25 protein-coding genes and 1 pseudogene are annotated in these 25497 nt (G+C 56.9%); 19 read left to right on the forward strand and 7 right to left on the reverse strand.

The window, feature by feature from the left end; translation table 11 throughout:
• Positions 1-336: 336 nt before the first annotated feature.
• The 3 genes from AKU79_RS03475 to AKU79_RS03485 all read left to right on the forward strand — a co-directional run bounded on the left by AKU79_RS03475 (position 337) and on the right by AKU79_RS03485 (position 3482).
• Positions 337-1344 (forward strand): DctP family TRAP transporter solute-binding subunit, encoded by a 1008-nt coding sequence (locus tag AKU79_RS03475; RefSeq protein ID WP_050522189.1) that lies wholly within the window; start codon positions 337-339, stop codon positions 1342-1344.
• A gap of 65 nt (positions 1345-1409) precedes the next feature.
• Entirely contained in the window at positions 1410-2090 is a 681-nt protein-coding gene (locus AKU79_RS03480) for a TRAP transporter small permease (RefSeq protein ID WP_050522190.1), read from the forward strand.
• A 3-nt stretch (positions 2091-2093) separates the two neighbouring features.
• Positions 2094-3482, forward strand: a complete 1389-nt coding sequence (locus tag AKU79_RS03485; RefSeq protein ID WP_050522191.1) for a TRAP transporter large permease — start codon at positions 2094-2096, stop codon at positions 3480-3482.
• Positions 3483-3577: 95 nt separating this feature from the next.
• Here AKU79_RS03485 and AKU79_RS03490 read toward each other — a convergent pair whose 3' ends face one another.
• On the reverse strand, positions 3578-4534 hold the full coding sequence (locus tag AKU79_RS03490; protein WP_197087215.1) for a LysR family transcriptional regulator: 957 nt from the start codon (positions 4532-4534) through the stop codon (positions 3578-3580).
• Between the two features lie 142 nt (positions 4535-4676).
• On the opposite strand from AKU79_RS03490, the gene AKU79_RS03495 reads away from it, so the two are divergent.
• The 9 genes from AKU79_RS03495 to AKU79_RS03535 are packed head-to-tail and all read left to right on the forward strand — an operon-like array spanning position 4677 to position 12164.
• Positions 4677-5462 (forward strand): transporter substrate-binding domain-containing protein, encoded by a 786-nt coding sequence (locus AKU79_RS03495; RefSeq protein ID WP_050522192.1) that lies wholly within the window; start codon positions 4677-4679, stop codon positions 5460-5462.
• Between the two features lie 59 nt (positions 5463-5521).
• Positions 5522-6313, forward strand: coding sequence for a creatininase family protein (locus AKU79_RS03500; RefSeq protein WP_197087217.1), 792 nt, complete (start codon positions 5522-5524; stop codon positions 6311-6313).
• Positions 6314-6321: 8 nt separating this feature from the next.
• A complete protein-coding gene (locus AKU79_RS03505; RefSeq protein ID WP_050522194.1) occupies positions 6322-6969 on the forward strand; it encodes an amino acid ABC transporter permease in 648 nt (215 codons plus the stop codon).
• 12 nt (positions 6970-6981) lie between these two features.
• Positions 6982-7638 (forward strand): amino acid ABC transporter permease, encoded by a 657-nt coding sequence (locus tag AKU79_RS03510; RefSeq protein WP_050522195.1) that lies wholly within the window; start codon positions 6982-6984, stop codon positions 7636-7638.
• Positions 7639-7653: 15 nt separating this feature from the next.
• Entirely contained in the window at positions 7654-8421 is a 768-nt protein-coding gene (locus AKU79_RS03515) for an amino acid ABC transporter ATP-binding protein (protein ID WP_050522196.1), read from the forward strand.
• 1 nt (position 8422) lies between these two features.
• The gene (locus AKU79_RS03520) at positions 8423-9754 is read left to right on the forward strand and encodes an aminotransferase family protein (protein ID WP_050522197.1); all 1332 of its coding nucleotides are present in this window, start codon (positions 8423-8425) and stop codon (positions 9752-9754) included.
• The gene (locus AKU79_RS03525; protein ID WP_050522198.1) at positions 9755-10681 is read left to right on the forward strand and encodes a BKACE family enzyme; all 927 of its coding nucleotides are present in this window, start codon (positions 9755-9757) and stop codon (positions 10679-10681) included.
• Positions 10678-11139, forward strand: a complete 462-nt coding sequence (locus tag AKU79_RS03530) for a GNAT family N-acetyltransferase (protein WP_231580090.1) — start codon at positions 10678-10680, stop codon at positions 11137-11139. Before AKU79_RS03525 ends, AKU79_RS03530 begins: the two co-directional genes overlap by 4 nt.
• A gap of 2 nt (positions 11140-11141) precedes the next feature.
• Complete coding sequence (locus AKU79_RS03535) at positions 11142-12164, forward strand: histone deacetylase family protein (RefSeq protein WP_050522199.1); 1023 nt, start codon at positions 11142-11144, stop codon at positions 12162-12164.
• Here the strand turns inward: AKU79_RS03535 and AKU79_RS03540 are convergent.
• Genes AKU79_RS03540 through msrB form a run of 3 tightly spaced genes read right to left on the reverse strand, consistent with a single transcriptional unit; the run spans position 12151 to position 14363 of the window.
• A complete protein-coding gene (locus AKU79_RS03540; protein ID WP_050522200.1) occupies positions 12151-13350 on the reverse strand; it encodes a cation:proton antiporter in 1200 nt (399 codons plus the stop codon). The two genes, AKU79_RS03535 and AKU79_RS03540, sit on opposite strands and share 14 nt — an antisense overlap.
• A gap of 57 nt (positions 13351-13407) precedes the next feature.
• On the reverse strand, positions 13408-13920 hold the full coding sequence (msrA, locus tag AKU79_RS03545; protein ID WP_050522201.1) for a peptide-methionine (S)-S-oxide reductase MsrA: 513 nt from the start codon (positions 13918-13920) through the stop codon (positions 13408-13410).
• A complete protein-coding gene (gene msrB, locus AKU79_RS03550; protein ID WP_050522202.1) occupies positions 13920-14363 on the reverse strand; it encodes a peptide-methionine (R)-S-oxide reductase MsrB in 444 nt (147 codons plus the stop codon). Before msrB ends, msrA begins: the two co-directional genes overlap by 1 nt.
• Positions 14364-14591: 228 nt before the next feature.
• On the opposite strand from msrB, the gene AKU79_RS03555 reads away from it, so the two are divergent.
• The 6 genes and pseudogenes from AKU79_RS03555 to AKU79_RS19690 form a co-directional block, all read left to right on the forward strand.
• Positions 14592-15434, forward strand: coding sequence for a flagellar motor protein MotB (locus AKU79_RS03555; RefSeq protein WP_050522203.1), 843 nt, complete (start codon positions 14592-14594; stop codon positions 15432-15434).
• Between the two features lie 115 nt (positions 15435-15549).
• On the forward strand, positions 15550-16860 hold the full coding sequence (locus tag AKU79_RS03560; protein ID WP_050522204.1) for a flagellar hook protein FlgE: 1311 nt from the start codon (positions 15550-15552) through the stop codon (positions 16858-16860).
• An 11-nt stretch (positions 16861-16871) separates the two neighbouring features.
• The gene (flgK, locus tag AKU79_RS03565) at positions 16872-18326 is read left to right on the forward strand and encodes a flagellar hook-associated protein FlgK (RefSeq protein WP_050522205.1); all 1455 of its coding nucleotides are present in this window, start codon (positions 16872-16874) and stop codon (positions 18324-18326) included.
• A 43-nt stretch (positions 18327-18369) separates the two neighbouring features.
• Positions 18370-19335: a flagellin gene (locus AKU79_RS03570; protein ID WP_197087219.1), complete on the forward strand. Its 966-nt coding sequence runs from the start codon at positions 18370-18372 to the stop codon at positions 19333-19335.
• Complete coding sequence (locus AKU79_RS03575; RefSeq protein ID WP_156209445.1) at positions 19332-20429, forward strand: flagellar basal body P-ring protein FlgI; 1098 nt, start codon at positions 19332-19334, stop codon at positions 20427-20429. Before AKU79_RS03570 ends, AKU79_RS03575 begins: the two co-directional genes overlap by 4 nt.
• An 896-nt stretch (positions 20430-21325) precedes the next feature.
• Positions 21326-21774: pseudogene (locus AKU79_RS19690) on the forward strand (hypothetical protein); the annotation flags it as partial.
• Between the two features lie 19 nt (positions 21775-21793).
• Here AKU79_RS19690 and AKU79_RS03580 read toward each other — a convergent pair.
• The 3 genes from AKU79_RS03580 to AKU79_RS03590 are packed head-to-tail and all read right to left on the reverse strand — an operon-like array spanning position 21794 to position 24980.
• The gene (locus tag AKU79_RS03580; RefSeq protein ID WP_050522208.1) at positions 21794-22846 is read right to left on the reverse strand and encodes an ABC transporter ATP-binding protein; all 1053 of its coding nucleotides are present in this window, start codon (positions 22844-22846) and stop codon (positions 21794-21796) included.
• 3 nt (positions 22847-22849) lie between these two features.
• The gene (locus tag AKU79_RS03585) at positions 22850-24379 is read right to left on the reverse strand and encodes a sulfatase (protein WP_050522209.1); all 1530 of its coding nucleotides are present in this window, start codon (positions 24377-24379) and stop codon (positions 22850-22852) included.
• A gap of 1 nt (position 24380) precedes the next feature.
• Positions 24381-24980, reverse strand: coding sequence for a DUF4432 family protein (locus AKU79_RS03590; RefSeq protein ID WP_050522210.1), 600 nt, complete (start codon positions 24978-24980; stop codon positions 24381-24383).
• Between the two features lie 100 nt (positions 24981-25080).
• Between AKU79_RS03590 and AKU79_RS03595 the strand changes: the two genes are divergently transcribed.
• Positions 25081-25497, forward strand: a 417-nt coding sequence (locus tag AKU79_RS03595) for a helix-turn-helix domain-containing protein (protein ID WP_156209447.1), incomplete at its 3' end; no start/stop codon positions are given.

The following is a 25497-nucleotide window of genomic DNA, read 5'->3' on the forward strand; positions in this document are numbered from 1 at the left end:
TGATTTGGCCCTCGGGCGCTAAAACACCCGCCAGAACCCGCCTTGGCAGCATTCCGCCAGAGGTTTGGCAAGATTTCTCCGCATGATTGCTGCGCTGTTAGCGCAAAAGGATTGGTATTCGTGCCAATTATGGCCAAGCTTGCGCGAGGGGCAGCATGCTGCGCCCATTCGGAGGAGGACGTGACGGAGGGAATGCAGACGCTGCGCAATTAAGCAGTGGCTCTGTTTGCATATGTGCAGACATGTTTTGCAAAACTTCCGTGACATACCAAGAGAAACCCGTAAGACTGTATGGCCAAACGGTCATCAAGACCGACGTTAACAAGGGAGAGAGACATGAAATTCACCAATCTAGCCATGACTGCCGCCGCATTGGCACTGACAACAACTGCAGCTTTTGCAAGCGCGGGTTGTGATGATGGCGAAGTTAAGATCAAATTTGCGCATGTGACCAACGGGGACAAGCACCCCAAAGGGATTGCCGCGCAACTGTTTGCCGACCGCGTGAACGCCGAGATGGACGGCAAAGCCTGCGTTGAGGTTTTCCCGAACTCGACCCTTTATGATGACGACCAAGTGCTTGAGGCAATGTTGCAGGGCGACGTGCAACTGGCTGCGCCGTCCTTGTCGAAATTCGAAGCCTTCACCAAGGTTTTCCAGATTTTCGATCTGCCGTTCATGTTCAAGAACATCGCCGCTGTGGATGAGTTCCAGAATTCGGAAACCGGCCAAGCCATGAAAGATTCGATGGTGCGCCGCGGTTTGCAAGGTTTGCAGTTCTGGCACAACGGGATGAAGCAGTTTTCGGCCAACAAGCCATTGCTAGTGCCGGAAGATGCCAAAGGGCTGAAATTCCGCGTGCAGCCATCTGACGTGATTGTCGCGCAGATGGAAGCGCTGGGCGCAAGCCCGCAGCCAATGGCGTTTTCGGAAGTTTATGGTGCGTTGCAGACCAAAGTTGTGGACGGTCAGGAAAACACCTGGTCGAACATCTATGGCCAGAAGTTCTATGAAGTCCAAGACGGCACAACCGAAACCAACCACGGCTTGCTGGATTATATGGTCGTCGCATCTGTTGATTGGCTGGACAGCCTTGACCCAGCCATTCGCGACCAGATGCTGACGATCTTGAAAGAGGTCACGGTGGAACGCAACGCTGCGGTGAACGAGGTTGACCTCGCGGCGCGCCAGTCGATCATCGATGCCGGCGGTGTTATTCGTGAACTGACGCCAGAGCAAAACCAAGCCTGGGTTGATGCGATGAAACCGGTTTGGGCCAAGTTTGCCGAAGGCGTTGGCCAAGACAACATTGACGCCGCACAGGCGATCAACGCCAAGCACTAAGCACGGCATTTGCGGCGCGCCGAGGGATCTGTGCGCCGCCCCACACTTCCTTGGGAGGGGATGCGATGAGCACGAAATACGTGCCGCGAACGGCCTTGGGCCGCGTTGTCAACACATTCGAAGAATCGGCAATTGCCGTGATTTTGGGCCTGATGACCTTGCTGACATTCGCGAATGTGGTTTTGCGATACGGGTTCAACAGCTCTATCTTTTGGGGGTTTGAATTCACGCTGTCGCTGTTTGCCTGGCTGGTGCTGTTTGGCATGTCTTATGCGGTCAAGGTAACGGCGCATTTGGGCGTCGATGCGGTGATCGTGATGTTTCCCGGCAAAACGCGGCGCATTCTGGCGCTGGTCGCGGCGGCGCTGTGCATTCTCTACGCGGTTTTGCTGATGAAAGGCGCGTGGGATTACTGGGCGCCCTTTGGCGGGTTTCAGCAAACCGGCGGGCGCTGGTTTCCCGAAGGATTTATAAAAACGCGCGACCAAGGTTGGTATGAGACGGAAACCATTCCGATGCCCGACTGGTTGCGGTTTATCGAAGGCACGTTCAACGCGGGCGAGGCCTATGGCAAGCTGCCACGGTTTATCCCCTATTTCATGCTGCCTTTTGGCAGTGCGCTGTTGTTGTTCCGTTTTGTTCAGGCGGGGTGGGGCATTGTGACCGGAGAGCGTGAGGGATTGATCGTGAGCCATGAGGCGGAAGACGCAATCGAAGATGTTCGCCACATGAATTACGAGGAATAAGCCATGGAAGTCATACTTTTATTTGTGATGGTCGTTGGCTTTATGCTGATCGGCGTGCCGATTGCGGTATCGCTGGGCCTGAGTTCCATTCTGTTCTTGCTGATGTTTTCCGATACGTCGCTGGCCTCGATTGCGCAGACTTTGTATCAGGCGATGGAAGGGCACGCGACGCTGCTGGCCATTCCGTTCTTTATTCTGGCCTCGTCATTCATGTCGACGGGCGGGGTAGCGCGGCGGATTATCCGCTTTGCGATTGCCTGCGTGGGGCATTTGCCGGGTGGTCTGGCGATTGCGGGCGTGTTTGCCTGTATGCTGTTTGCGGCTTTGTCCGGGTCTTCGCCGGCAACTGTTGTGGCAATCGGGTCGATTGTGATTGCGGCGATGCGGCAGGTTGGGTATTCCAAGGATTTCGCGGCGGGCGTCATTTGTAACGCAGGCACGCTGGGGATTCTGATCCCGCCGTCGATTGTGATGGTGGTTTATGCCTCGGCGACCGATGTTTCGGTCGGGCGGATGTTTTTGGCAGGCGTTATTCCGGGATTGTTGGCAGGCTTTATGCTGATGGCGACGATTTTGGGTATTGCGATTGTGAAAAAGCTGCCCAAGGGCGATTGGAACGGCTGGGGCGAAGTGTGGGAAAGCTTCCGCGATGCGTTCTGGGGGCTGATGCTGATTGCGATCATCATGGTCGGTCTCTATGGCATTCCGGGCATTACCAGCGGGATATTTACGCCCACCGAGGCGGCGGCGGTCGCTGCGGTTTACGCGTTCTTTGTTGCGAACTTTATCTATCGCGATATGGGGCCGTTGCAGGATGATGCGGGCAATGTAGCCTTGTGGCGCAAGCCGCAGGCGATACTGACCAGCTTTTTCCACAAGGACACACAGGCGACGCTGTTCGAGGCCGGCAAGCTGACCATCACTTTGATGTTCATCATCGCCAACGCGTTGATCTTGAAGCATGTTCTGACGGATGAGCAGATTCCGCAAAAGATTACCGAGGCGATGTTGGGCGCTGGTCTGGGGATGATTACCTTCCTGATTATCGTCAACGTGATCTTGTTGATTGGCGGTCAGTTCATGGAACCGTCGGGGCTGATTCTGATTGTCGCACCGTTGGTGTTCCCGATCGCGATTGAGCTGGGGGTAGACCCGATCCATCTGGGCATCATCATGGTGGTGAACATGGAAATCGGGATGATTACGCCGCCGGTCGGGTTGAACCTGTTTGTGACCTCGGGCGTGGCGGGGATGCCGATCATGCGGGTGGTGCGGGCGTCGCTGCCGTTTTTGGCGGTGTTGTTCGTGTTCCTGATCATGATCACCTATATCCCGTTTCTTTCAACCTGGTTGCCAACGTCAATCATGGGGCCGGAGACGATTATCAAGTGAAGAAGCGGGGGCGCTCGCGCCCCCCTTCGCCTGACGGCGAATTCCCCCCTGAGGATATTTGTGCCGAACAGAAAGCGGGGTCTTTTTGTGGAGCTTTAGCGGTAGGTGCGCTCTGACAGAGGGGTCTGGGTGAGCGTGGCGTTGAGGTTGTGTAACAGGCCCGCCTCGGCCCCGTTTTTGGTGCGTTTGGGGTTGGTGAGCAGGTAGATGTCAATCGCAGGCAGGTTGGAATAGGGCGGCAATTGCCAAAGCAGACCTTGGGCGACGTCGCGCTGGGCCACGTGGACAGGCAACGCCCCGATGCCGATGTTGGAGATGATCATCCGCCGCACCTCGGGCAGGCTGGAGGAGATGCCTTTTAAACCCGGTTTCATGCAGAGTTGTTGGCGCAGACCTGCGACGCCAAAGAGTGGGCCGTTTACCTCATCTGTCTGGAAAGACACGGCATTTTCGCCTTTTAATTCGGTCAGGCGGATATCGTCGCGGCCAAAAAGCCGGTGTTTGGGGCCGCAGTAAAAGCCGAAATATTCGCGGTAAAGCACTTGGGTTTCCAGCCGCAAAGGTGGTTCTTGCAGCAGGCAAATGCCCAGAGTGACGCGGTTTTGCTGCACATGGGCGATAACCTCGGCGCTGTCTATGGTTGAGATGGAATAGGTGACCTGCGGGTGTGCGGCGTTGAACTGTTCCAGCACGGTATCGAAGTGGCGTGAGACGACATGGCTGGCAACAGCGATGCTGATATGGCCGGTGATTTGGTCGTCCATCCCGCTCATCAGATTGGGCAGTTGCGAGATGGTGCCAAAGACTGATCGGGCCTCGGCATAGAGCACCTGCCCGAGGGGGGTGACGCTGAAATGATTGGGCGAGCGGTTCACCAATTTGCGGCCAAAGCTATCCTCAAGCCGTTTGAGCGCTGCTGAAATGGTGGGTTGTTTCAGGCCTAGGAAATTGGCGGCGGGCGTGATGCCGCCTTCATCGACCACAACCATAAAGGTGCGCAGCAGGTTCCAATCGAGTTGCCAGGGCAGGCGCTGTTCGTATTTTTTCAGCATAGACAAGATCTATCCAAACCATTTTTATTATCTATTTGCCCTATGATGCCAGTCAATGCAACTTATGTGTCATTGATCGCCTTTGGTTGTGAAAGCAGCGCGGCGGCCCAAAAACAAACATTCAACCGGGAGAAAACTGAACATGAGCAAAATTGGAAACATTCTGCGCCGTACCGTTCTTGCAGGCGGTGTGGCTGCTATGGGCATGGCGCTGGCACCTGCGGCTTTTGCCGATGAGCTGGACGCAATCAAAGAGCGCGGCGTTTTGAAGATTGCGATGAGCGGGCAGTACCCGCCTTTTAACTTTGTGAATGAAAAGAACGAAGTTGTGGGGTTTGACCCGGCGATCGGTACCGAGATCGCCAAGCGGATGGGCCTGAAGACCGAGATTATCACCACTGCCTGGGATGGCATTATCGGAGGCTTGCTGGCCAATAAATACGACGCTGTTGTAGGCTCGATGTCGATCACCGAGGAACGTGACAAGGTGATTGATTTTGTCGGGCCATATTACACCACCAAGCGTGCGATTTTCACCAAGAAGGGTTCGCCAATTACGAGCGTCGAGCAGTTGAAAGACGTGAAAGTGGGCGTGACCTTGGGCGAGACGCATGAGCAATGGGCGCGGGACCAAGGCTATGACATCAACACCTACAAAGGCCTGCCCGAGCTGTTGCTGGAGCTGACCAATGGCCGTGTCGATGCGATTGTGAACGATTCGATTCCGGTGATGCTGGCGATGAAAGCCGGCCAATATGACCTCGCGGTGATTGATGACCCGTCGGCTGTGCCAGTGGGCGCAGGGATTGCTATTCGTGAAGGTAACCCGGAACTGGCGGCAGCGATGAAGGCTGCGTTGGACAGCATGATGGAAGACGGCACCTATCTTGCGATCGCCAACGAATGGGTCGGCGGCGACATTCGCTGAACTGTGAAATCTGGCCTGCCGGGCATTCCGGCGGGCCATTTTTACCTAGAGGGCCGCGCATGACGACAACTTACGGACATTTGACATGGGAAAACGTGCGCGATGCCGATAAGGACCGCGTGGTTATTCTGAACGTCTCGGCGACAGAGGATCACGGGCCGCATATGCCGCTGGATACCGATACGGTTTTGGGCATGGCTGTGGCAGAGGGCGTGGCGGCGGCCGCACCGGATGAGGTGTTTGTGATGCCCGCTGTGCCCTATGGGTTCAACGAGCATCATAAGGATTTTCCGGGGGTAATCTGGATTCAGCCCGAAACGCTGATCGCCTTTGTCTGTGATATTTGCAAGTCATTGGCGCATCACGGCTTTCGGCGGATTTTGCTGTTGAACAGCCACGGGTCCAACCATCCGGTTCTGGACCTTGCGGCGCGGAAAACGGTGATTGAGACGGGGGTTATCTGCGTCTCGGCCAGTTATTGGAACCTGATGTCGGCACGAATTAATGAGATTCGCACGTCCGAGATGGGCGGGATTGCCCATGCCGGTGAATTTGAGGCGGCGATGTATATGCATTTGCACCCCGAGCGGGTCGATCTGTCCCGCGCCGCTACGCAAAATGTGCATGATGCGAACAGCAAGTTTTTCAACCTCGATCTGGCGGGCAAAGGCGGCGGCGCCATGCTGATGCGGTGGTGGTCGGCGGTGTCACCCGATGGCACGATGGGCGACCCGACGGTGGCAACGGCCGGGAATGGCAAGAAGTTTTTAGCTGCGGCGATTGAGGAAACCACCGCCCTTGTCCGTGAAATCCGCGCGTTGCCGATTTTGCCGCGCACCGATCATCATTAGGGGGCGGCATGGATTTTGAACTTATCCTGCGGGTCTATCCGTTTTTCCTTGAGGCGGCTTGGGTCACGATAGAGCTGTCGGTTCTAACCACCATTCTGGGCCTGATCTGCGGGGCTTTGGGGGCGGCGGCGCGGATGTCGCGCAGCGCGATCTTGCGGGCAATCGGTGCCACCTATGTCAGCATTTTTCGTGGCACGCCGGCGTTGATTCAGCTTTTCATCTTTTATTTCGGTGGACCGCAGATTGGCATTCAGCTCGATGCGTTTGAGGCGGGGGTGATTGGGCTTGGCGTCAATATCGGCGCCTATATGGCCGAAACCATGCGTGGCGCGATCCAATCGGTCGATAAGGGCCAGACCGAGGCTGCACGCACGCTGGGGATGAGCCGCTGGGAGACCATGCGCAAGGTTGTGCTGCCCCAAGCGATGCGGATGATGATCCGGCCGCTGGGGGTGAACATTAACGCGCTGATCAAAGGCACGGCGCTGGTTGCGGCCATCTCGGTGATTGAACTGACCTATACGGCGCAGCGCTATATTGGCAGCACCTATAAACCGTTTGAGATGTTTTTGCTGTCGGGTGCTTTGTACATGATCATTATTTACGTGGTTGGCCAAGGGATTAACTGGCTAGACCGCAAGGCGCGGATTACATGAAGGGGCATCACCATGGGGCTTGATTTCAGTGTAGTGCCCAGCTACTTCGGCGTGCTTTTGCAAGGCATGGGCTGGACAATTGCCATCACCATTGGCGCGGGGTTGCTGTCGTTTTTCGGCGGGATCATTTTTGCGGTGGCCGCGCTTTATGGCCATTGGGTTATCCGCCTGCCGATGCGGGGTTTCGCATGGCTTTTCATGGGCACACCGTTGTTGCTGCAATTGTTTCTGATCTACTTCGGCCTTATTCAGATTGGCATCGATCTGCCTGCCTTTGTTGCCGGGGTCATCGGTTTGGGGCTGCATTTTGCGGTGTATAATTCCGAATTGATTCAGGCGTCTATTCTGGCGGTGGATAAGGGCCAGTATGAGGGCGCGCGGACGTTGGGCCTGTCGCGCGGGCAAACCCTGCGGCGGATTATCATTCCGCAAGCCGTGCGTGCCGTGATACCGCCGATGGGCAATAATATGATCGCCTTGCTAAAGGATTCCGCGCTGGTCTCGGTGATCGGCGTGATGGAGCTGACACTTGCCGCTCAGCAGGCGATTTCGCGCACTTACCGGCCGTTTGAATTCTATCTTGCTGCCGCTTTTTGCTACTACATCATCAACCTCGCGCTAGAGGCTGGCCTGCGCCGGCTGGAACGCCGCATTGCCGCTTCGCGCTAAGGAAAAGGGATCGGGATGACATCTGCTTTCGTTGAAATCAAGAATGCCGCCAAGAGTTTTGGCAAATTGCAGGTATTGAAAGACATCAACCTGACCGTCGATCGCGGGCAGATCGTCGCGATTATCGGGCCGTCTGGTTCGGGTAAATCGACACTGCTGCGCGCGATAAACGAGCTGGACCCGCTGACCTCGGGCGAGGTGTGGCTGGAAGGCGTGCAGATCAACCGCAAGCTGCCGCATCGCCAATACGAAAAGCACGTCAATCAGGTGCGCCAAGATATTGGTATGGTTTTTCAGCACTTTAACCTGTTTCCGCACCTTACTGTGCGCGGCAATATCACCCTTGCTCCGCGCATGTTGAAAGGGCTGTCTGAGGCCGAGGCGAACAAGCTGGCCGAAGAGCAGCTGACCAAAGTGGGGTTGCTGGAAAAGATTGACGAATACCCTTCGCGGCTGTCGGGGGGGCAAAAGCAGCGGGTTGCGATTGCGCGGGCCTTGGCGATGAAACCCAAGGTGATGCTGTTTGATGAGGCGACAAGCGCCCTTGATCCTGAGCTGGTCGAAGAGGTGAATATGGTCATGAAGCAACTGGCCGAAGAGCACATGACCATGATCATCGTCACGCATGAGATGGACTTTGCGGCCTCGGTCTGTGACCGTGTTTTGTTTATGGACCAAGGGGTTGTGGTTGAGGAAGGCCCGCCTTCGGTTATTTTCAAAACCCCGAAGGAAGAACGCACCCGCAATTTCCTGCGCAAGCATCTTGCGCGGAACGGGGGCTGATATGAGCAACCTGTTTTACCAAACCAAATCCCCGCGCCCCGTTCTCGACCGCGCCGAGGGCATCTACATGTGGGATGTGAACGGCAAGCGCTATATTGATGGCTCGTCCGGTGCGATGGTGTCAAACCTTGGCCATTCCGACCCTGCGGTTCTGGAGGCGATGCGGGCGCAGATGGATAAATCCACTTTTGGTTATCGCTTGCATTTTCAGACCGAGAGTTCCGAAGAACTGGCGCGGATGACCGCGGATCTGGCGCCCGAGGGGATGAACAAGGTGTTTTTCGTGTCCGGCGGGTCCGAGGCGGTGGAAAGCACGCTGAAGCTGGCGCGGCAATATGTGATTACCCAAGGGCAGCCGCAGCGGTTCAAGGTGATCTCGCGCTATCCCAGTTATCACGGTTGCACGCTGGGCGCGCTGGCGATTACCGGCTATGCGCCGATGGCCGCGCCCTTTGATCCGATGATGCAGCGGATGCCGAAAATTCCGGCCCCGCGGGCCTATCTGGACGGGTTGGATATGGATGACCCCGCGACGGGCTTGCACTATGCCAACATGCTGGAAACAGCGATTTTGCAAGAGGGGCCAGAAACGGTTTTGGCCTTTATTGTGGAACCGGTGGGTGGGGCCTCAACAGGTGCTTTGGTGCCGCCTGCGGGCTATATGCAGCGTATTCGCGAGATATGTACCCAGTATGGTGTGTTGCTGATCCATGATGAGGTAATGACAGGCGGCGGCCGCACGGGCCGGTTTTTCGGCGCCGAGCATTGGGGCACAACGCCGGATTTGATCGCGCTGTCCAAAGGGTTTGGCGCGGGCTATGCGCCGCTGGGGGCGATGATTGCACGGGATGACATGGTCGAGGCCGTCATGGCCAATGGCGGGTTTATTCACGGCTTTACCTATGCGGGCAACCCGCTGGCCTGTGCGGCGGGGGTGGCGGTGCTGACCCAGATTGCCAAGCGCGATTTGGCCGGAAACGCCGCCCGCATGGGTGCAGCCTTGCAGCGGCGGCTAGGGGGCTTGATGCAACGCTATGCCCTGATCGGCGATGTGCGCGGCAAGGGGCTGCTGACAGCATTTGAACTGGTGGCCGATCGCCAGACAATGGCGCCGCTGAACCCGGCGTTGAATGCCCATGCGCGCTTGGTCGATATTGCCTATGACAACGGCCTGATCATCTATTCCCGCCGCACGCGGGGCGGCACGTCCGGTGATCATTTCCTTGTCTGCCCGCCGCTGATCACGACCGAGGCGCAGCTGGATGAGATCACCGATTTGCTGGACCGGTCACTGGCGCAATATGTGGCGGAACTGCCCGCAAGTGTGGCCTGAATGTCCAAGATTATCATCACATGCGCGGTTACGGGGTCAATTCACACGCCTTCCATGTCGCCTTATTTACCGATTACACCCGATCAAATCACTGAAAACGCTGTGGATGCCGCGGAGGCGGGGGCGGCAATATTGCATTTGCATGCGCGGGACCCGGTTGATGGCAGGCCTTCGGCCGCGCCCGAGCATTTCATGGCGTTTTTGCCACGGATCAAACAGGCGTCAGATGCAGTGCTGAACATTACCACCGGCGGCAGTGCCACGATGACGTTGGACCAACGGCTTGCCGCACCCAAACAGGCCGCGCCCGAAATGTGCAGTTTGAACATGGGAACAATGAATTTCGCGCTTTATCCGGCGGCGGCGAAGATTACGGATTGGAAATTCGACTGGGAAAAGCCGTTTCTGGAAGGCTCGGACGATCTGGTGTTCAAAAACACGCCGCGCGATATGGCGCATGTGCTGGACCAAATGGGCACGCAGCGTGGGGCGAAGTTCGAGTTTGAGTGCTATGACATCAGCCACCTTTATATGCTGCGGCATTTCAAAGATCGGGGGCTGGTGCAGGGGCCATTGTTCATTCAATTCGTGTTTGGCGTGCTGGGTGGCATGGGGCCGGACCCGGAAAACCTGACACATATGAAGCTGATTGCCGACCGGTTGTTCGGAGATGACTATATGTTTTCGGTGCTGGCGGCGGGGCGGCACCAGATGCCACTGATTACCATGTCGGCGATTTTGGGCGGCCATGTCCGCGTGGGGCTTGAGGATAGTTTGATGATCTCACGCGGGGTTCTGGCGCGGTCAAACGCCGAGCAAGTTGTGAAAATCCGTGGCATTGTCGAGGCTTTGGGGCGCACTGTCGCCACGCCCGCCGAGGTGCGCGAGATGCTGCAGCTGAAGGGCGCAGATAGGACGGCGATGTGACTGGAATTACGATCTCACCTGTGACCTGTGACGATGTGGCCCTGTTGCATCAGGCCTTGTCGCAATTGTCACAAGATTTGGGCGACACGCATTTGGCCAGCGTTTCGGCGTTAGAGGCCGCAGGCTTTGGCGCGGCCCCTGCGTGGCAGGCGCTACTGGCGCGGCGCGGTGAAGTGCCGGTGGGGGCGCTGCTGGCGTCGCCTTTGTTTTCCACCACGCGGGGGGGGCTGGGGCTGTTTGTGTCGGATCTTTGGGTTGATGCAGATTGTCGCGGGCAAGGGCTGGGGCAGCAGTTGCTGGCGCGTGCTTTGCGTGAATGGGAACCGGCTTTTGTGAAATTGTCAGTCTATGACAGCAATGCGGGCGGCCAGGCGTTTTACACCCGCGCGGGTTTTGAGGCGCAGGCCGATACCAATATGATTTTGCACGGCGCAGCGCTGATGCGCCTGAAAGGATAGCCATGAAAGCGATATTTGACGACCGGCAATGGAAGCATACACCGCGCCATTTCATGGCCAACGGGGCAATTTTGCCCAACCCCGAACAGGCCGAGCGGATAGATATTTTGCTGGCAGGCGCGCGCGCGGCGGGCTGCGAGGTGCAGGCGCCTGTGGATGCGGGGCTGGGTCCGATCGCGGCGATCCATTCGGCCGAGTATCTGACATTCCTGCAAAACATCTATGCCCGCTGGCGGCGGATTGAGGGGGCAGGCGAAGAGGTTATTCCCAATATCCATCCCGCAAATCGCGGCGACAGCTATCCGAAATCGGCAATCGGGCAGGCGGGGTACCATCAGGGTGACACAGCATGCCCCATCGCGTCGGGAACATGGGAGGCGGCGTATTGGTCGGCGCAATCTGCGGTTTCCGGGGCCGACGTTGTGCTGGGGGGCGAGCGGGCGGCCTATGCGCTGTCGCGTCCGCCGGGGCACCATGCCTTTGGTGATCTGGCCGGCGGGTTTTGCTTTCTGAACAATTCGGCCATCGCGGCAGAACGCTTTTTGGCCAACGGGTTACGGCCAGCGATTTTGGATGTCGATGTGCATCATGGCAATGGCACACAAGGCATATTCTATGGCCGTCGCGATGTGCTGACAGTGTCTATCCACGCCGACCCTGCAAGGTTTTATCCGTTTTTCTGGGGCCACGCGCATGAACGGGGCGAAGGCGCGGGCTTGGGGTATAACCTGAACCTGCCTTTGGCGCGTGGCACCGATGATGCGGGGTTCTTGGCGACTTTGGATGCGGCACTGGCGCAGATCCGCAGCTTTGGCGCGGATGTGGTTGTGGTGGCCTTGGGGCTGGATGCCTATGAGGGTGACCCGTTCAAAGGGCTGGCCGTAACCACGCCCGGCTTTGCGCGGATTGGGGCGGCGATTGCGGGGCTGGGGTTGCCCACGCTTTTCGTGCAAGAGGGCGGCTATATTTGCGATGCCTTGGGTGATAATCTGACCAGCGTTCTGGGCGGGTTTACCGAGGCTTAGGTTTGTCGATCTGCTTGGTCAAAGGGCCGGCCGTCAGCCCGTGCAGCAGGATTGACAGGCCAACGGTCAATGAGACCGTGGCCAAAAAGGCCTCTTCTTTGGGAAAGTCGAACTGGTCAATCATCAGCAGCGTGAACAGGATCGAGGCAATGCCACGCGGGCCGAACCACCCCAGAAACAGCTTTTCACGCAGGGGCAGCCCTGTACCTGCCAGCGAGAGAAAGATCGGCAGCATGCGCACGACTGTCAGGAACAGAACGGACAAAAGCAGCGTGCCCGGTGTGGCATAGGCCAGACCCGCAGGCAGCAAAAACGCGCCAAACATGAGAAAGGCAGCCATGGTCAGCAACTGGCCTTCGCTGTCCATAAAGGTGCTGATGGTGCGGATGTTGTGCTGAAAACTGTTGCCAAAAACCATACCGGCGACAAAAGCCGCGATAAAGCCGTTGCCGCCGACCAGCGCCGCCAAAACATAGGCGATAAAGGCGGTGCAGAGGAAAACTACGGCGCCGCCGGCCTGATTCATCGTGTCCTGGGCCTTGGTCCAATCCATCGCGCGGGCGGCAGACCAGCCCACGGTGATACCGACCAAGGGCCCGAGGGTAACCTGTTGCAGCGCCTCTAGGGCCAAACCTGTGGTGGTTTCTAACCCCGTCGCCGATGTCGAGGCCAAGACCGCGCCAAACAGCACGAATGGCAGCGCCAACCCGTCATTCAACCCGCTTTCGATATTGATGGTTTGGCCAAGATGGCCGGGCACTTTGTCGCTGGTCACCACAGTTTGCCCCAACGCGGCATCGGTCGGCGTTAGCACGGCCGCGGTAAACAAGGCCATCGCCCAGCCCGAGGCCGGATGCAGCCAATAGGCCACAGCCGTACCCAAGGCCACGGTCAGCGGCAGGCCAATCACCAACATGCGTGCGGGCAGTTGCCAATCGGTTTTCAGCTTGTTGAAACGCACATGGCTGGCATCTGAAAACAGCACCAATACCAGCGTCACTTCGGCAAGAATTTTCTTGCCGTCATAGATAAGCGCTGCGGGCAGGGCCGCATTCAGCCTGTCTGACAGCAATAAACCCAAAGCGGTGAACAGAATAGGCAAAGTGACGACCGAGCGCGCGATGGATTTGCTGAACAGGGAATAGGCGGCAAAAGCCAGCAGGATAATCAGCGCGGCAAGGGTCATCTAGGGGTCCGTTATAATTTGCCTGCCCCGCGTTTAGGGGCAGGAAAAAGGGGGCAGTTATTCGGCGACCTGTTCGGCTGTGCGTTTGGGCAGAACCCAATTGGCACGGGGGAAGTGGCACGTATAGCCATTGGGCAGGCGTTCAAGATAGTCTTGATGCTCGGGCTCGGCCTCCCAAAAATCGCCTGCTGGTTCAACTTGCGTGACCACTTTGCCTGGCCAAAGCCCGCTTGCGTTGACATCGGCGATGGTTTCCAGCGCCACCTGTTTTTGCGCATCAGAGGTGTAGTAGATGGCCGAGCGGTAACTGGTGCCGCGGTCATTGCCTTGGCGGTCAATCGTGGTTGGATCATGGATTTGAAAGAAAAATTCCAGCAACGCGCGGTAGCTGGTTTTGGCCGGATCAAACCTGATCTCGATCCCTTCGGCATGGGTGCCGTGGTTGCGGTAGGTCGCGTTTTTCACATCGCCACCGGTATAGCCGACGCGGGTTGCGATAACGCCGGGCAGCTTGCGGATAAGGTCTTGCATGCCCCAAAAGCAGCCGCCTGCCAGAATTGCGGTTTCCATCAATTTTCCTCCACTTGGCTTAGATAGGCGCCATAGCCTTCGGCCTCCATGTCATCGCGCGGCACAAAGCGCAGGCTGGCCGAGTTGATGCAGTAACGCAAGCCACCCATTTCGCGCGGGCCATCGTTGAAGACATGGCCCAAATGGCTGTCGGCATGTTTGGACCGTACCTCGACGCGGCGCATCCCGTGGCTGGTATCGCTGAGTTCCGTTACCATTTCGGTATCAATGGCTTTGGAAAACGCAGGCCAGCCGCAGCCCGAATTGAACTTGGCCGAAGACGCAAACAGTGGCTCACCCGAGACGATATCGACGTAGATGCCCGGTGCGAAATGCTTGTCGAACTCACCGGTAAATGCCCGTTCGGTACCGCTGTTTTGTGTGACATCAAACTGCTGAGGGGTCAGCCGCGCAAGGGCTTCTTTGGTTTTCTGATAGGTCATCTTCACCTCTTATCTGTGGCTTGGGTCAGTGTATTACCTATGTGTGCGATAGCAGACACGGGCTATATGTGGGGTGTTATAGCGCAAACCCCAAACAGGATGTGGGCAATGTTTCGTGAGCAGACAGACAGGCCGCACGCCCACTGCAATCTGAACAATTGTACAGGTTAACGTGACGTTCATCCCTTTGCAGTAAACCTGATATCGGGTGAATAAAAGGGTGGTGTGATGGACCGGCAATCAAATGCCAGGCCAGTCATCATTAAGCGTAAGAAAGTTATAAAAGGCGGCGGGCACCATGGTGGGGCGTGGAAAGTTGCCTATGCAGACTTTGTGACGGCCATGATGGCCTTCTTTATGCTTATGTGGCTGCTGAATGCGACAACTGAAAAACAACGGAAAGGGCTGGCTGATTATTTCAGCCCGACGATTCCGATCAACCGTATTTCCGGCGGCGGGGATGGGGCCTTTAGCGGCGACAGCATAACCGCCGACGGTCAGAACATGGAAAGCGGCACAGGTGCGTCGGCCGCGTTCTCAAATGAGACTTTGCCAAGCGGTGGCGAGGATGGCGAAGATGATGCCCTCTCGCGGCGTGAAATGCAGGACAAAGCGGCCGAGATTGAAAAGGCGCTGGCGGCGCGAAGCGGTGAGAGCATGACGATGCAGCGTGCGCTGCGCCACGTCACCACAAAGGTCACCGATGAGGGCTTGATTATCGAGATTTTTGATCTGGATGATCTGCCCCTGTTTGAAGGCCAGACTGCAGAACCGACGCCGATACTCAAAGAAATCGCCGTGGTTATTGCCGAAGTTCTGGCAATTACAACCAACAAGCTCGCCGTGAACGGCTATGTGCGCGCCTTTCCCATTATGCTGATAGAGAATCCGTCATGGGCAATTTCAGCGGCACGGGCCCAAGCCATGCGCGAGCTGTTGCAAGAGGCAGGCAGCGATTCGGGGCGTGTACAGCGTGTCAGCGGTTTTGCAGACCGAAAGGCGATAACTGCAGATCCGATGGCTGTCCGCAACAACCGGATAGAGGTTGTTTTGCTGCGCAGAGACCGTTGAAAGGGGCCAATACACAGGAAAATCAGATCAAGTTTTAGCTATTAGGACGATCTTAAGGCGCAGCGTGCAGTTTGGACTTTGACTTGGGGTCCTAGCAGCAGAAAGGCGCTAACTTATGACAATCTCCTCTTCGCTCAATGCCGGGGTGGCAGGGCTGAACGCCAATGCCACCCGGCTCGCGACAATTTCCGATAACATCGCTAATTCAGGCACTTATGGGTATAAGCGGGCTGACGCAGATTTCCAAAGCATGGTTATCACCAATGCGGCAGGGGCAGGCGTATATTCCGCCGGTGGTGTGCGGGCCACAAGCAACAGGATGATCGATCAGCGTGGTGCTTTGGTGGGTACGTCGAACGCGCTTGATATTGCGATTTCAGGGCGTGGTATGTTGCCCGTCGTTTCGGCGGTCAATGTTTCGGCCGATGGCGTTGGCGATGGTTCGATGATGATGACAACGACAGGTTCTTTCCGATCGGATTCAGACGGTGTGCTGCGTACTGACTCTGGGCTGGTGCTGTTGGGGTGGCCTGCAAATTCGGACGGCACAATTCCGGTTTTGCCGCGCGATACGGTTACCGGATTAAGGCCGGTTACGATTAATGCGAACCAGCAAGCCGGTGACCCTACGACAGCGATGAAATTGGGTGTGAACCTGCCTGCAACCAGCACGGCGACAGGCTCGCCGGGCACCACACTTCCGCTGTCTATCGAGTATTTTGGCAATTTGGGCACATCCGAAACACTGGATGTCAGCTTTACGCCAACCGTCCCTGCGACAGGCTCGTCCAATGAATGGACCATGGTTATCACCGATTCCGCGCAGGCAGGGGCTGTTATTGGTGAGTATACTTTGACATTTGACGATACGCGCGGCTCGGGCGGGACGCTGAGCTCTGTGACGACGGTTTCGGGCGGTGTTTATAATGCGACAGATGGTACGCTGGCTTTAACGGTCGCCGGGGGGCCGATGTCGATGAAGATCGGGGGGCTTGGCGACCCGAACGGGTTGACCCAGCTTTCTGACAGTTTTGCACCGACCTCGATTACGAAAAACGGGTCGCCCGTTGGCAATTTGACCGCCGTCGAAATTGATGAGAACGGCTTTATCAATGCCACATATGACACAGGATTCACGCGGCGCTTGTATCAAATTCCCTTGGTTGATGTTCCCAACCTGAATGGCCTTGTTGCGTTGAACAATCAGACCTACCAGATTTCACCAGACTCGGGCTCGTTCTTCTTGTGGGATGCCGGCGATGGCCCAACCGGGTCTGTGGTTGGTTACGCCCGTGAAGGGTCGACCACAGATGTTGCCGCAGAGTTGACGGCACTGATTCAAACGCAGCGTGCCTATTCATCCAACGCAAAGGTCATTCAGACCGTTGATGAGATGTTGCAAGAAACCACCAACATCAAACGATAGGCGGCTGAAGGATGAGCATTTCAGGATCCATGTCGAGCGCACTATCCGGGCTGACGGCAGCTGCGCGATCTGCGGAGTTGATTTCGTCAAACATTGCGAACGCGCTGACCGATGGCTACGGGCGGCGCGAACTGCAGGTTGGGGCGCAAACCCTTGGGGGCAGCGGTCAAGGCGTTCGGGTGATCGGCGTGTCGCGTGAAATCAATCATGCTCTTGTGGCAGATCGGCGGCTTGCCGATGCCAGTGCCTCGAATATGAATGGCCGTTTGGATTTCCTGACACAGTTGGCTACGGCTTTGGGCAGTCCGGAAGACGGCGCTTCCTTGACGGGTCGGCTGGGAGCTTTTGACAGTGCATTGGTTGCGGCCTCGGCCGAACCCGAAAGCAGCGTCCGGCAAAGCGCAGTCGTCGAGGGCGCGCGCGCGGTTGCCTCTGGCATTCGATCGGTATCAACCAAAATCCAGTCAGCGCGAAGCGATGCCGACGCCAAAATTGCGTCTGAAGTTGAGGCAATCAATGGGGCCTTGGTTTCGATTGCAAAGTTGAACACAAGTATTGCCTCGACCAGCGGGGGCGGGCAAGACGTCTCTGCTTTGTTGGATCAGCGCCAGCAACTGATTGATCAAGTGTCGTCAATCGTTCCCCTGCGAGAGATTCCGCGTGAAAACGGGAAGGTGGCTTTGTACACGACGGGCGGCGCGGCGCTGCTGGATGGACTGCCGTCAAAACTGGGGTTTTCCTCGGTGTCGCTGATCACCCCTGATATGACCTTGGCATCAGGCGCGCTATCAGGTCTAACAATCAATGGTCGCGCGATTGATACCGGAGACAAAGGCGCAATTGCCGGGGGCTCATTGGCCGCAAATTTTGCAGTGCGCGATGATCTGGCACCCGCAGCACAGGCCGAACTTGATGCGCTGGCGCGCGATCTTATTTCACGTTTTCAAGACCCATCCGTCGACCCGACTTTGTCGGCGACGGATGCCGGCTTGTTCACTGATGGCGGTCTGGCCTTTTCTGCCGCGAATGAAGAGGGGCTTGCGGCGCGGATCGGGCTAAACACTGCGGTTGACGCGTCAAATGGCGGCGCGGTTTGGCGGACCCGGGATGGCATCGGCGCAACCACGCCTGGTGCGGCGGGGGACTCGACACTTTTCGCTGCGATGCAATCGGCCTTGAATGACGCCCGAACCACGGCATCAGGGCAGTTTGCAGGGGGGGCAAGCGATACGATTATGCTTGCTTCAAAGCTGTTGTCCTCGGTCGCGGGCGATAGACTGATGCTTGAAACCGAGACCGGTTTCACCACCGCGCGCGCGACGGCCTTGTATAGTTTAGAGCTGGAAGGCGGCGTCGATACCGACCGCGAACTTCAGGATCTGCTGATGGTTGAGCAAGCCTATGCTGCGAATGCGAAAGTCATCCAAACCGCAGACGATATGCTGCAAATTTTGTTGGGAATGTAAGATGGGTATGAATGGCATCGGCGACTTGGCGCAAACTGTTAGCATGCGTCGTTTTTCTGCAGGCATGAAGCAGGCAGCCAATACAGCAGCCCAAGAGCTTACGACCGGGATTACCGCAGATGTCGGGCGAAAGCTTGGGGGGGCGTTTTCGAACCTGACAGGTTTGGAATCCACTCTGATCCGATTGGACGGCTACAAAGTCGCGACGGATGCGGGAACACGGATAACCGGTGGCATGCAAACGGTTTTGGAACAACTGGATCGGCTTACCGACGGAGTCGGAATCTCATTGATGAATGCCGCGACAGACACTCAGCCTGCAATTCTGAATGGCCTTGTTGTCGACGGAGCACAGAAATTTGACGCGCTCTTGTCTTCGCTGAATACGCGAATTGGCGACAAAACGATCTTTGCAGGTGTCGCAAGCGATGGCCCGGCCGTTGCAAGCGCAGACACAATCCTTTTGGCGATTGAAGCTGCCGTTGTCGGGGCTGGTGCTGTTTCAGCTGTGGATGTTGAGGCAGCGGTTTCGGCCTGGTTCAACGATCCAAGCGGCTATGAAGCCGTTGGCTACGTAGGGGGCGGGGCCGCTCTAGCGCTTTCGATCTCGGTTGAAGACAAGCTCGATTTTGGGGTAACAGCCGCAGATCCGGCGATTAGGGATACCCTTAAATCTATGGCTATGGTTGCGTTGGTCGATCGTGGTACGGTCATAGCTGATGCCAAGACAGGCGCAGAACTGGCCTTTGCAGCCGGAAGCCAAATGCTGCAAAACCAGTCAGATCGCGCCGTTCTTGCCGGGAAAATTGGGTTGGCTCAGGCAAGAGTTGACTTGGCGCAAACGCGCAATGAGGCCGAAACGTCAGCGCTGCAATTGGCGCGTTCAGATCTTTTGGCGGTCGACCCCTATGAAGCTGCAACCCGAATGGAAGCGGCGCAGACACAGTTGGAAACATTGTATTCAGTTACTGCGCGACTTTCACGCCTAAGCTTGGTGGATTTCTTATAATGATTAGGCTTCTTTGTCTTCTGCTACTCTTGCCGAGTTTGGCACTTGCCGCGCCAATCAGGATCAAAGATTTGGTAGAGTTTGACGGTGTTCGGGGAAATGACCTCGTCGGCTACGGGCTTGTGGTTGGTTTGAATGGTACAGGGGATGGCATGCGAAACGCGCCATTCACCGAAGAAATCATGACCAATCTTTTGGAACGCTTGGGCGTAAATGTGAACGGTGAGCAATTCCGGCCCAAGAACGTCGCGGCTGTGTTTGTAACCGCCACTTTACCGCCGTTTGCGCGCATGGGGGGGCGCATAGATGTTACCGTATCGGCAATTGGGGATGCCAAAAGCCTGTTGGGCGGAACCTTGGTGATGACGCCCTTGAATGGCGCAGATGGCCAAGTTTATGCTGTTGCGCAAGGGACAATTATCGCCGGCGGCGTTGTCGCCGAGGGCGCTGCGGCGCGCGTGGTTCAAGGGGTGCCAACGGCGGGAGTGATTCCGTCAGGTGCGCGAGTAGAACATGAGGTTGATTTTGATTTTGCAGGTCTGAAAACCATTCGGCTCGCGTTGCGGACCCCCGATTTTACAACCGCAGGGCGTATCGAGGGGGCGATCAATACCAATTTTGGCCGAGGTGTGGCTGTGATGCTTGATGCCGGCACCATTGCTTTTGACATGGGGGCAGCGCGCATGCCCTCGCCCGCACATGCCATTGGGCGGATCGAGAATATTCTGGTCGAGCCTGAAACACGCGCCCGGGTCGTTGTTGATCAGCGTTCTGGTACGATTGTGATGGGTGCTGATGTAAGGATCAGTCGTGTTGCGGTCGCGCAGGGCAGTTTGACCTTGCGTGTTGAAGAAAGCCCGATCGTCGTGCAGCCAAATCCCTTTAGCGAAGGAGAAACTATTGTTGTCCCTAGGACCAAGGCAAGTATTACGCCCGCACCAGGCACAGGAATGGCCGAGGTTGACGGGTCTACCAACCTGTCCGAAGTCGTGGCGGGCCTGAATGCCTTGGGCGTTGCCCCGCACGACATGATCGACATTCTTAAAAGCATCAATGCTGCGGGTGCGCTTCATGCCGAGTTCCTGGTTCATTAAGTCAGCGATGCATGCATTGCCCAGCGAAGTCGCAGGGCGCAATCTGAGTTGATGCATTGGATGCGCCTGCCCAACGTCAACAATTGTGCCAAAATGGTTTTGTTGTAGCCAACAAGAGGTAGGCATCCATGTCGGAGATTGGCATATTGGCGATCGTTCTTACTATGGACAGTTTTCAGGTTTGCGGCGTCAAGGCTGTTGGCGTCTGAATGATCAACAAGTCAATGTCGCGATTACGGCCGACTTAGGTTTTGTCAGGTCACAAAGCCTGTATCGTGGCGATGGACGCTTGCGCCGCGTCACATTTCGGGGTGGATTGCCCAGACACATGGCCATGCTATGCGCATTATCTCTGCGATCTATGTGAAACCCTTGGTAAAGGGGGAGAAGCACAGTTTTGCTGGTGCGGAGGCAGTTGTAATGGCAGGTCACGTCTCGTCATGGATATTGTTGCAGTGAGGAGCGCAGGGAAACAAGCGCGCGTCGTCCGTCGGGCTTGGACCGATGCCACTATGGACGACCTTTTCGGACGCATCGGTGCTTTGTACGGCAGACTACGCGATTGAACAATATAACTAGTGGGCATTTGGCCGGGTTCGGGCTGGTCACGCCCAAATGGCCCACGTCTTCTTAGGCTCCAGCCCCTCCAATTTGCCTTAGGCTGTCATGCCTGACTGATCGACGAGACCAGTCTCAATTCACACGCTGCCCTGTAGCAAATGCAAAGCATGTGTGGGTGGGGTACGGCTTTGAGCCTTGGGGTGAAAAGGGGGGGGAGGTCGAATGATCACTGCCCGACAGGGTATTGCGCAGCAATGTCCCGAAAGGGGGGGCGGACCAAGGGGGGGAATGAACCGTTGCCGGGCACACAATTGCAACAATCGGCGTGAGGGATAAAATCGCATGCTGTCACTGATGAAAATGGTCGCCGATCCATTTCCTAAGGGCAGCAGGTGGAATCAGCGATTATACAGGTGCTGCGGCCTTATTGAGCAGCTTGCTAGCGGCAGAATGGTTGTTGGATACTCTCAAGGTTTGCAGGCAAACCGCTGCCGGGCAAAGACCTGTGGCTATGATGCCGATTTGATTTGAGATGCGTTGAAAGACAAAGGCATAAAACCGTGCGTCCCGGGCGGGAAGCCCAGCTGCAAACCGGTGAAATACGACATGCGTCGCTTCAAATGCCGAAGCCGCCTACTCGCGCATGTAAACATGCGCTGCCAAGTGGCACTTCGAGACTATGTTCGGGCGTTTGAGGGACTGGCGACGGGTGGCAACGCGTTGCGACAGATGCCGGACGGGCCTCCTCGCCGCCTTTGCCGCAACCAATCTCTACTGGCTTTGACGATCAATGAGACAGGAACCTAGGGAATGCGCAGCCCCGTTGCCCGATTGAAGACATGCAGCTTGTCGCTTGCGATCTTGAAGGGGATCACATCGCCGGGGGCAATGTTGTGCCGCTCATTCAGGCTGACCTGCATCTGGGTGCCGACGACATCAAGAACCAGATTGACCCGATCTCCGGTATTTTCCGAGGATATCAGGCGCCCCGAGAAATGCGCATCCGCGGTGGTGGCAAGTTTGATCTGTTCAGGACGCATGCCCAGCGTTACATCGCCCAGCCCGCTGCCGCCATAGGGGAAAGTTGTGCCCAAAGCGGCAATGGTTCTGTCGGCCAAAATCTCTCCGTCAATCAGGTTCATTGGCGGCGTGCCAACGAAACTTGCGACAAAGACGCTTGCGGGATGGTCATAGAGTTCCAGCGGAGGGGCGAATTGTTCGATTTTGCCTCTATTGAGCAGCATCACGCGGTCGGCCATTGTCAAAGCCTCGACCTGATCATGGGTTACATAGATGGCCGTCACCTTCAGCCGCTGTTGCAAGTTGCGAATTTCGCCGCGCATCTGCACACGCAGCTTGGCGTCGAGGTTGGAGAGCGGTTCATCAAACAAGAACACCTTCGGTTCCCGTACAATGGCGCGGCCCATCGCGACCCGCTGACGCTGCCCGCCTGAAAGATCCTTGGGTTTGCGGTCCAGATAGGGGGTCAGGTTCAAAAGGTCTGCCGTTTCGGCGATGCGGCGGCCGCGATCGGCTTTTTCGATGCCCATCAATTCTAGCGGGAAGTCGATGTTCTGGCGCACCGTCATATGTGGGTAAAGCGCGTAGGACTGGAACACCATCGCGATATCGCGGTCACGGGGGGCCTGCTGTGTCACATCTTTGCCGTCAATCGTGATGCTGCCGCTTGTCGAATCCTCTAACCCCGCGACGATGCGCAGAAAGGTGGACTTGCCGCAGCCGCTTTCGCCAAGAACGGCGATGAATTCCCCGCTTTGGATTTCGGCATCTAGGCCATGCAACACCTGCACAGCCCCGAATGATTTTTTGAGGGCAGAAATGGTCAGGTTGGACATGGGTCAGGTCTCCGCATCTGGAATTAGGTCTAGCCGAGCAAATGCTTCGGGCGGGGCGTCATTGCGCTTCATTTCGGCAATCATCTTGCGGGCCATTTCGGCGTGAAGCCCCGCATCCGCTATCTGGTTTTGCTGAAACGGGTCCGCGACCGTATCGAACAGCAGCGAGGCATTGCCTTCCATCACCGCCGGCCCGTGGGTGTGATACCAAGGCGAGGCGGAGGACACAGGAATGCGTAGCACCGGATAGCCGTTCGCATATGGTAGGTCGTGGATCAGCGTTGCGGTTGCCAGCTCATCTTGCGCGAAATGTTGCAACATGTGGCTGGGCATCAGGGTGTATTGAAAAAACGCCTGCTCTAACAAGTTTTCGGGATAGCGGAAATAGCTGTGCCGACCATCGGTCACATTGATCGCGCCGCCGAAATAGCCGAAAATCACGCAGCCATGGTTGGTGGTGGCAGGGTCGTGCAGAAGCGGCAGAAGGGATTTACCCCGCACCGCATCCGGCGGGGTGCAGCCAAACGCATCCAGAAAGGTTGGCATCAGGTCGGGTGTCTGGGTGAGGCCGTTGCGCGATTGGCCCCAAAGGTTGATATGGTCGGGGTGGTGCAGGAACAGCGGGATATGTGCGATTTCCTGATAGGCTGGCATCTTGTTCTTTGCCCACCAGTCATGCTCTCCGGTCAGGTAACCGTGATCGGTAGAAACCACCAGCATGGTATCGCGCCATATATCAAGCGCGTCCATCTTGTCGAGCAGGCGGCCAAGCTGTTCGTCGCAATGGGCCAGCAGCGCCATGTAATTGGCGCGCAGCTCATCCGCTTCGGCATTGCTTTCGCTGACGCGGGCATAGGGCGGCCAATCGCGGATGGGGCCATCATAGGCGGTGGGATATTGCGCGCGCAGGCGGTCGGGGGCGTGGAAGGGTTCGTGCGGGTCAAAGGTTTCGATCTGCAGGAACCAGTTGTCCGCCGCACTGTTCTTGTCCAGAAAATCGCAGCCAAGATCGAAGCATTGTACCGAGGAAAAATCGGCCTCGTCGCGGATATAGTCTCGGTTGATCATGTAATGCAGCGGCGAGGCGCCCAGTTTGTCGCTGAATTGCGAGGGGTGGAAATTCTGTCGATAGCGGTCCAGATCGGGGGTCACATGCGCTTTCCAAGGGTCGCCTTCCTGCCCGCGCTGGAATTCGTAGCTGGTAAAACTGTTGAGGTAGCCGGCGCCGCCCACCTCCATATAATGATAGTGATCGGTGACCAGATGGCTGTAAACGCCCTGCTTTTGCAAGATCTCGGTCATCGCCTGATCAAAGGGTTCCAGCGGGCCCCAGCTGCGATGCATGAAGTTCAGACGCCCCGTCAGCAGGTCGCGGCGCGCGGGCATGCAGGGCAAGCTGCCGACATAGTGGTTGTCAAAGCGTACCGATTTTTCCGCAAGCCGCTGGAAGTTCGGCGTGCGCATCCGGTCCGCGCCGTAGGGCTCCAGAAAATGCCGGTTGAGCGTATCGAACAGAACAAAAATTACACGCATATCAGGACGTGGCCTCTATTTCGGAAGATTGGGTGGTGACGCTGACATCAAGCGAGAAGTGGCGCTTTTCGCCGGGGGCAAGCTGGGGCATTTCGCTCGCATCGCGCGCCTCGGCACGGCTGCGTTTCGCGGTGGTGCAGGGTTCGATGCCGATCAGGGAATAGCCCTCGCCGCGTACACGCAAAAGTTGGAGATAGGGCAAGGTATCGGTCGCATAGGTGATTTCGACGCTGAGGCCGGTTGCCGTATTGTGCAGGCCGCAGCGCGCCTTGCCATTGGTCGCCTGTTGCCGGTGGACCGAGATTTCCGCGACGGGCTGGTGCGGAGGGGGGCCATAGGGGTGCTTTGGTTCATGGTCGAGGTTCGCCCAAAGCTGCGTGGTCGCGCCAAGGTCCAGCACGCTGTCCGCATCGACCAGCGGATAGCCAAGATTGAAGTGATAGAGCATCATGCTTGGCACCGTGGTCGGGCCGATATTGGTGACAGTATCGCGGAGGGTCAGGCTTGTGCCGCCCAGGGGGATTTCGATCCGCCGCCGCAAGCGGATTGCGCCGCGAAAGGTCATGGACTGGATGACTTCGCCCTCGCTGTTGATTGTCATTGAGAACTGACCCGGCACCAGCAGAAATTGTCATTGAGAATTGACCCATGTGTAACCTTGCCCCGGCTTGAATCAGCTGGGGGCGCATGGAGTGATAGACATGGGATTTTTGAGGGTAATTCGGAAATGGGCACTGCGGGATAAGATGCCTATTCGCGAGATCGCGCGGCGGACGGGCGTATCTCGCAACACGATCAAGAAGTATCTGCGGGAGGGGATTGTTGAACCTGCATTTCAGGTGCCAGATCGCCCCAGCAAGCTGGACCCTTATGCTAAGCATCTTACTGCGTGGCTGACGACTGATCAGCGCAAATCACGCAAGGAACGCCGAACGGCGAAGCTGATGCATGCCGATCTTGTAAAGCTTGGATATGACGGTTCCTACGAACGTGTTGCGGCCTTTGTGCGGGAATGGAAGGGTGACCGGCAGCGTGCGCATCACACGACAGATCGTGGGACTTTCGTGCCGCTGGTGTTCGCGCCGGGCGAGGCTTTCCAGTTCGATTGGAGCGAGGAC

Source organism: Pseudorhodobacter wandonensis (assembly GCF_001202035.1).
Lineage (GTDB): Bacteria > Pseudomonadota > Alphaproteobacteria > Rhodobacterales > Rhodobacteraceae > Pseudorhodobacter > Pseudorhodobacter wandonensis.

Coding starts and splice junctions, on each gene's coding strand:
- AKU79_RS03475 (WP_050522189.1), top strand. CDS start 337: ATGAAATTCACCAATCTAGCCATGACTGCCGCCGCATTGGCACTGACA.
- AKU79_RS03480 (WP_050522190.1), top strand. CDS start 1,410: ATGAGCACGAAATACGTGCCGCGAACGGCCTTGGGCCGCGTTGTCAAC.
- AKU79_RS03485 (WP_050522191.1), top strand. CDS start 2,094: ATGGAAGTCATACTTTTATTTGTGATGGTCGTTGGCTTTATGCTGATC.
- AKU79_RS03490 (WP_197087215.1), bottom strand. CDS start 4,534: ATGCTGAAAAAATACGAACAGCGCCTGCCCTGGCAACTCGATTGGAAC.
- AKU79_RS03495 (WP_050522192.1), top strand. CDS start 4,677: ATGAGCAAAATTGGAAACATTCTGCGCCGTACCGTTCTTGCAGGCGGT.
- AKU79_RS03500 (WP_197087217.1), top strand. CDS start 5,522: ATGACGACAACTTACGGACATTTGACATGGGAAAACGTGCGCGATGCC.
- AKU79_RS03505 (WP_050522194.1), top strand. CDS start 6,322: ATGGATTTTGAACTTATCCTGCGGGTCTATCCGTTTTTCCTTGAGGCG.
- AKU79_RS03510 (WP_050522195.1), top strand. CDS start 6,982: ATGGGGCTTGATTTCAGTGTAGTGCCCAGCTACTTCGGCGTGCTTTTG.
- AKU79_RS03515 (WP_050522196.1), top strand. CDS start 7,654: ATGACATCTGCTTTCGTTGAAATCAAGAATGCCGCCAAGAGTTTTGGC.
- AKU79_RS03520 (WP_050522197.1), top strand. CDS start 8,423: ATGAGCAACCTGTTTTACCAAACCAAATCCCCGCGCCCCGTTCTCGAC.
- AKU79_RS03525 (WP_050522198.1), top strand. CDS start 9,755: ATGTCCAAGATTATCATCACATGCGCGGTTACGGGGTCAATTCACACG.
- AKU79_RS03535 (WP_050522199.1), top strand. CDS start 11,142: ATGAAAGCGATATTTGACGACCGGCAATGGAAGCATACACCGCGCCAT.
- AKU79_RS03540 (WP_050522200.1), bottom strand. CDS start 13,350: ATGACCCTTGCCGCGCTGATTATCCTGCTGGCTTTTGCCGCCTATTCC.
- msrA (WP_050522201.1), bottom strand. CDS start 13,920: ATGGAAACCGCAATTCTGGCAGGCGGCTGCTTTTGGGGCATGCAAGAC.
- msrB (WP_050522202.1), bottom strand. CDS start 14,363: ATGACCTATCAGAAAACCAAAGAAGCCCTTGCGCGGCTGACCCCTCAG.
- AKU79_RS03555 (WP_050522203.1), top strand. CDS start 14,592: ATGGACCGGCAATCAAATGCCAGGCCAGTCATCATTAAGCGTAAGAAA.
- AKU79_RS03560 (WP_050522204.1), top strand. CDS start 15,550: ATGACAATCTCCTCTTCGCTCAATGCCGGGGTGGCAGGGCTGAACGCC.
- flgK (WP_050522205.1), top strand. CDS start 16,872: ATGAGCATTTCAGGATCCATGTCGAGCGCACTATCCGGGCTGACGGCA.
- AKU79_RS03570 (WP_197087219.1), top strand. CDS start 18,370: ATGCGTCGTTTTTCTGCAGGCATGAAGCAGGCAGCCAATACAGCAGCC.
- AKU79_RS03580 (WP_050522208.1), bottom strand. CDS start 22,846: ATGTCCAACCTGACCATTTCTGCCCTCAAAAAATCATTCGGGGCTGTG.
- AKU79_RS03585 (WP_050522209.1), bottom strand. CDS start 24,379: ATGCGTGTAATTTTTGTTCTGTTCGATACGCTCAACCGGCATTTTCTG.
- AKU79_RS03590 (WP_050522210.1), bottom strand. CDS start 24,980: ATGACAATCAACAGCGAGGGCGAAGTCATCCAGTCCATGACCTTTCGC.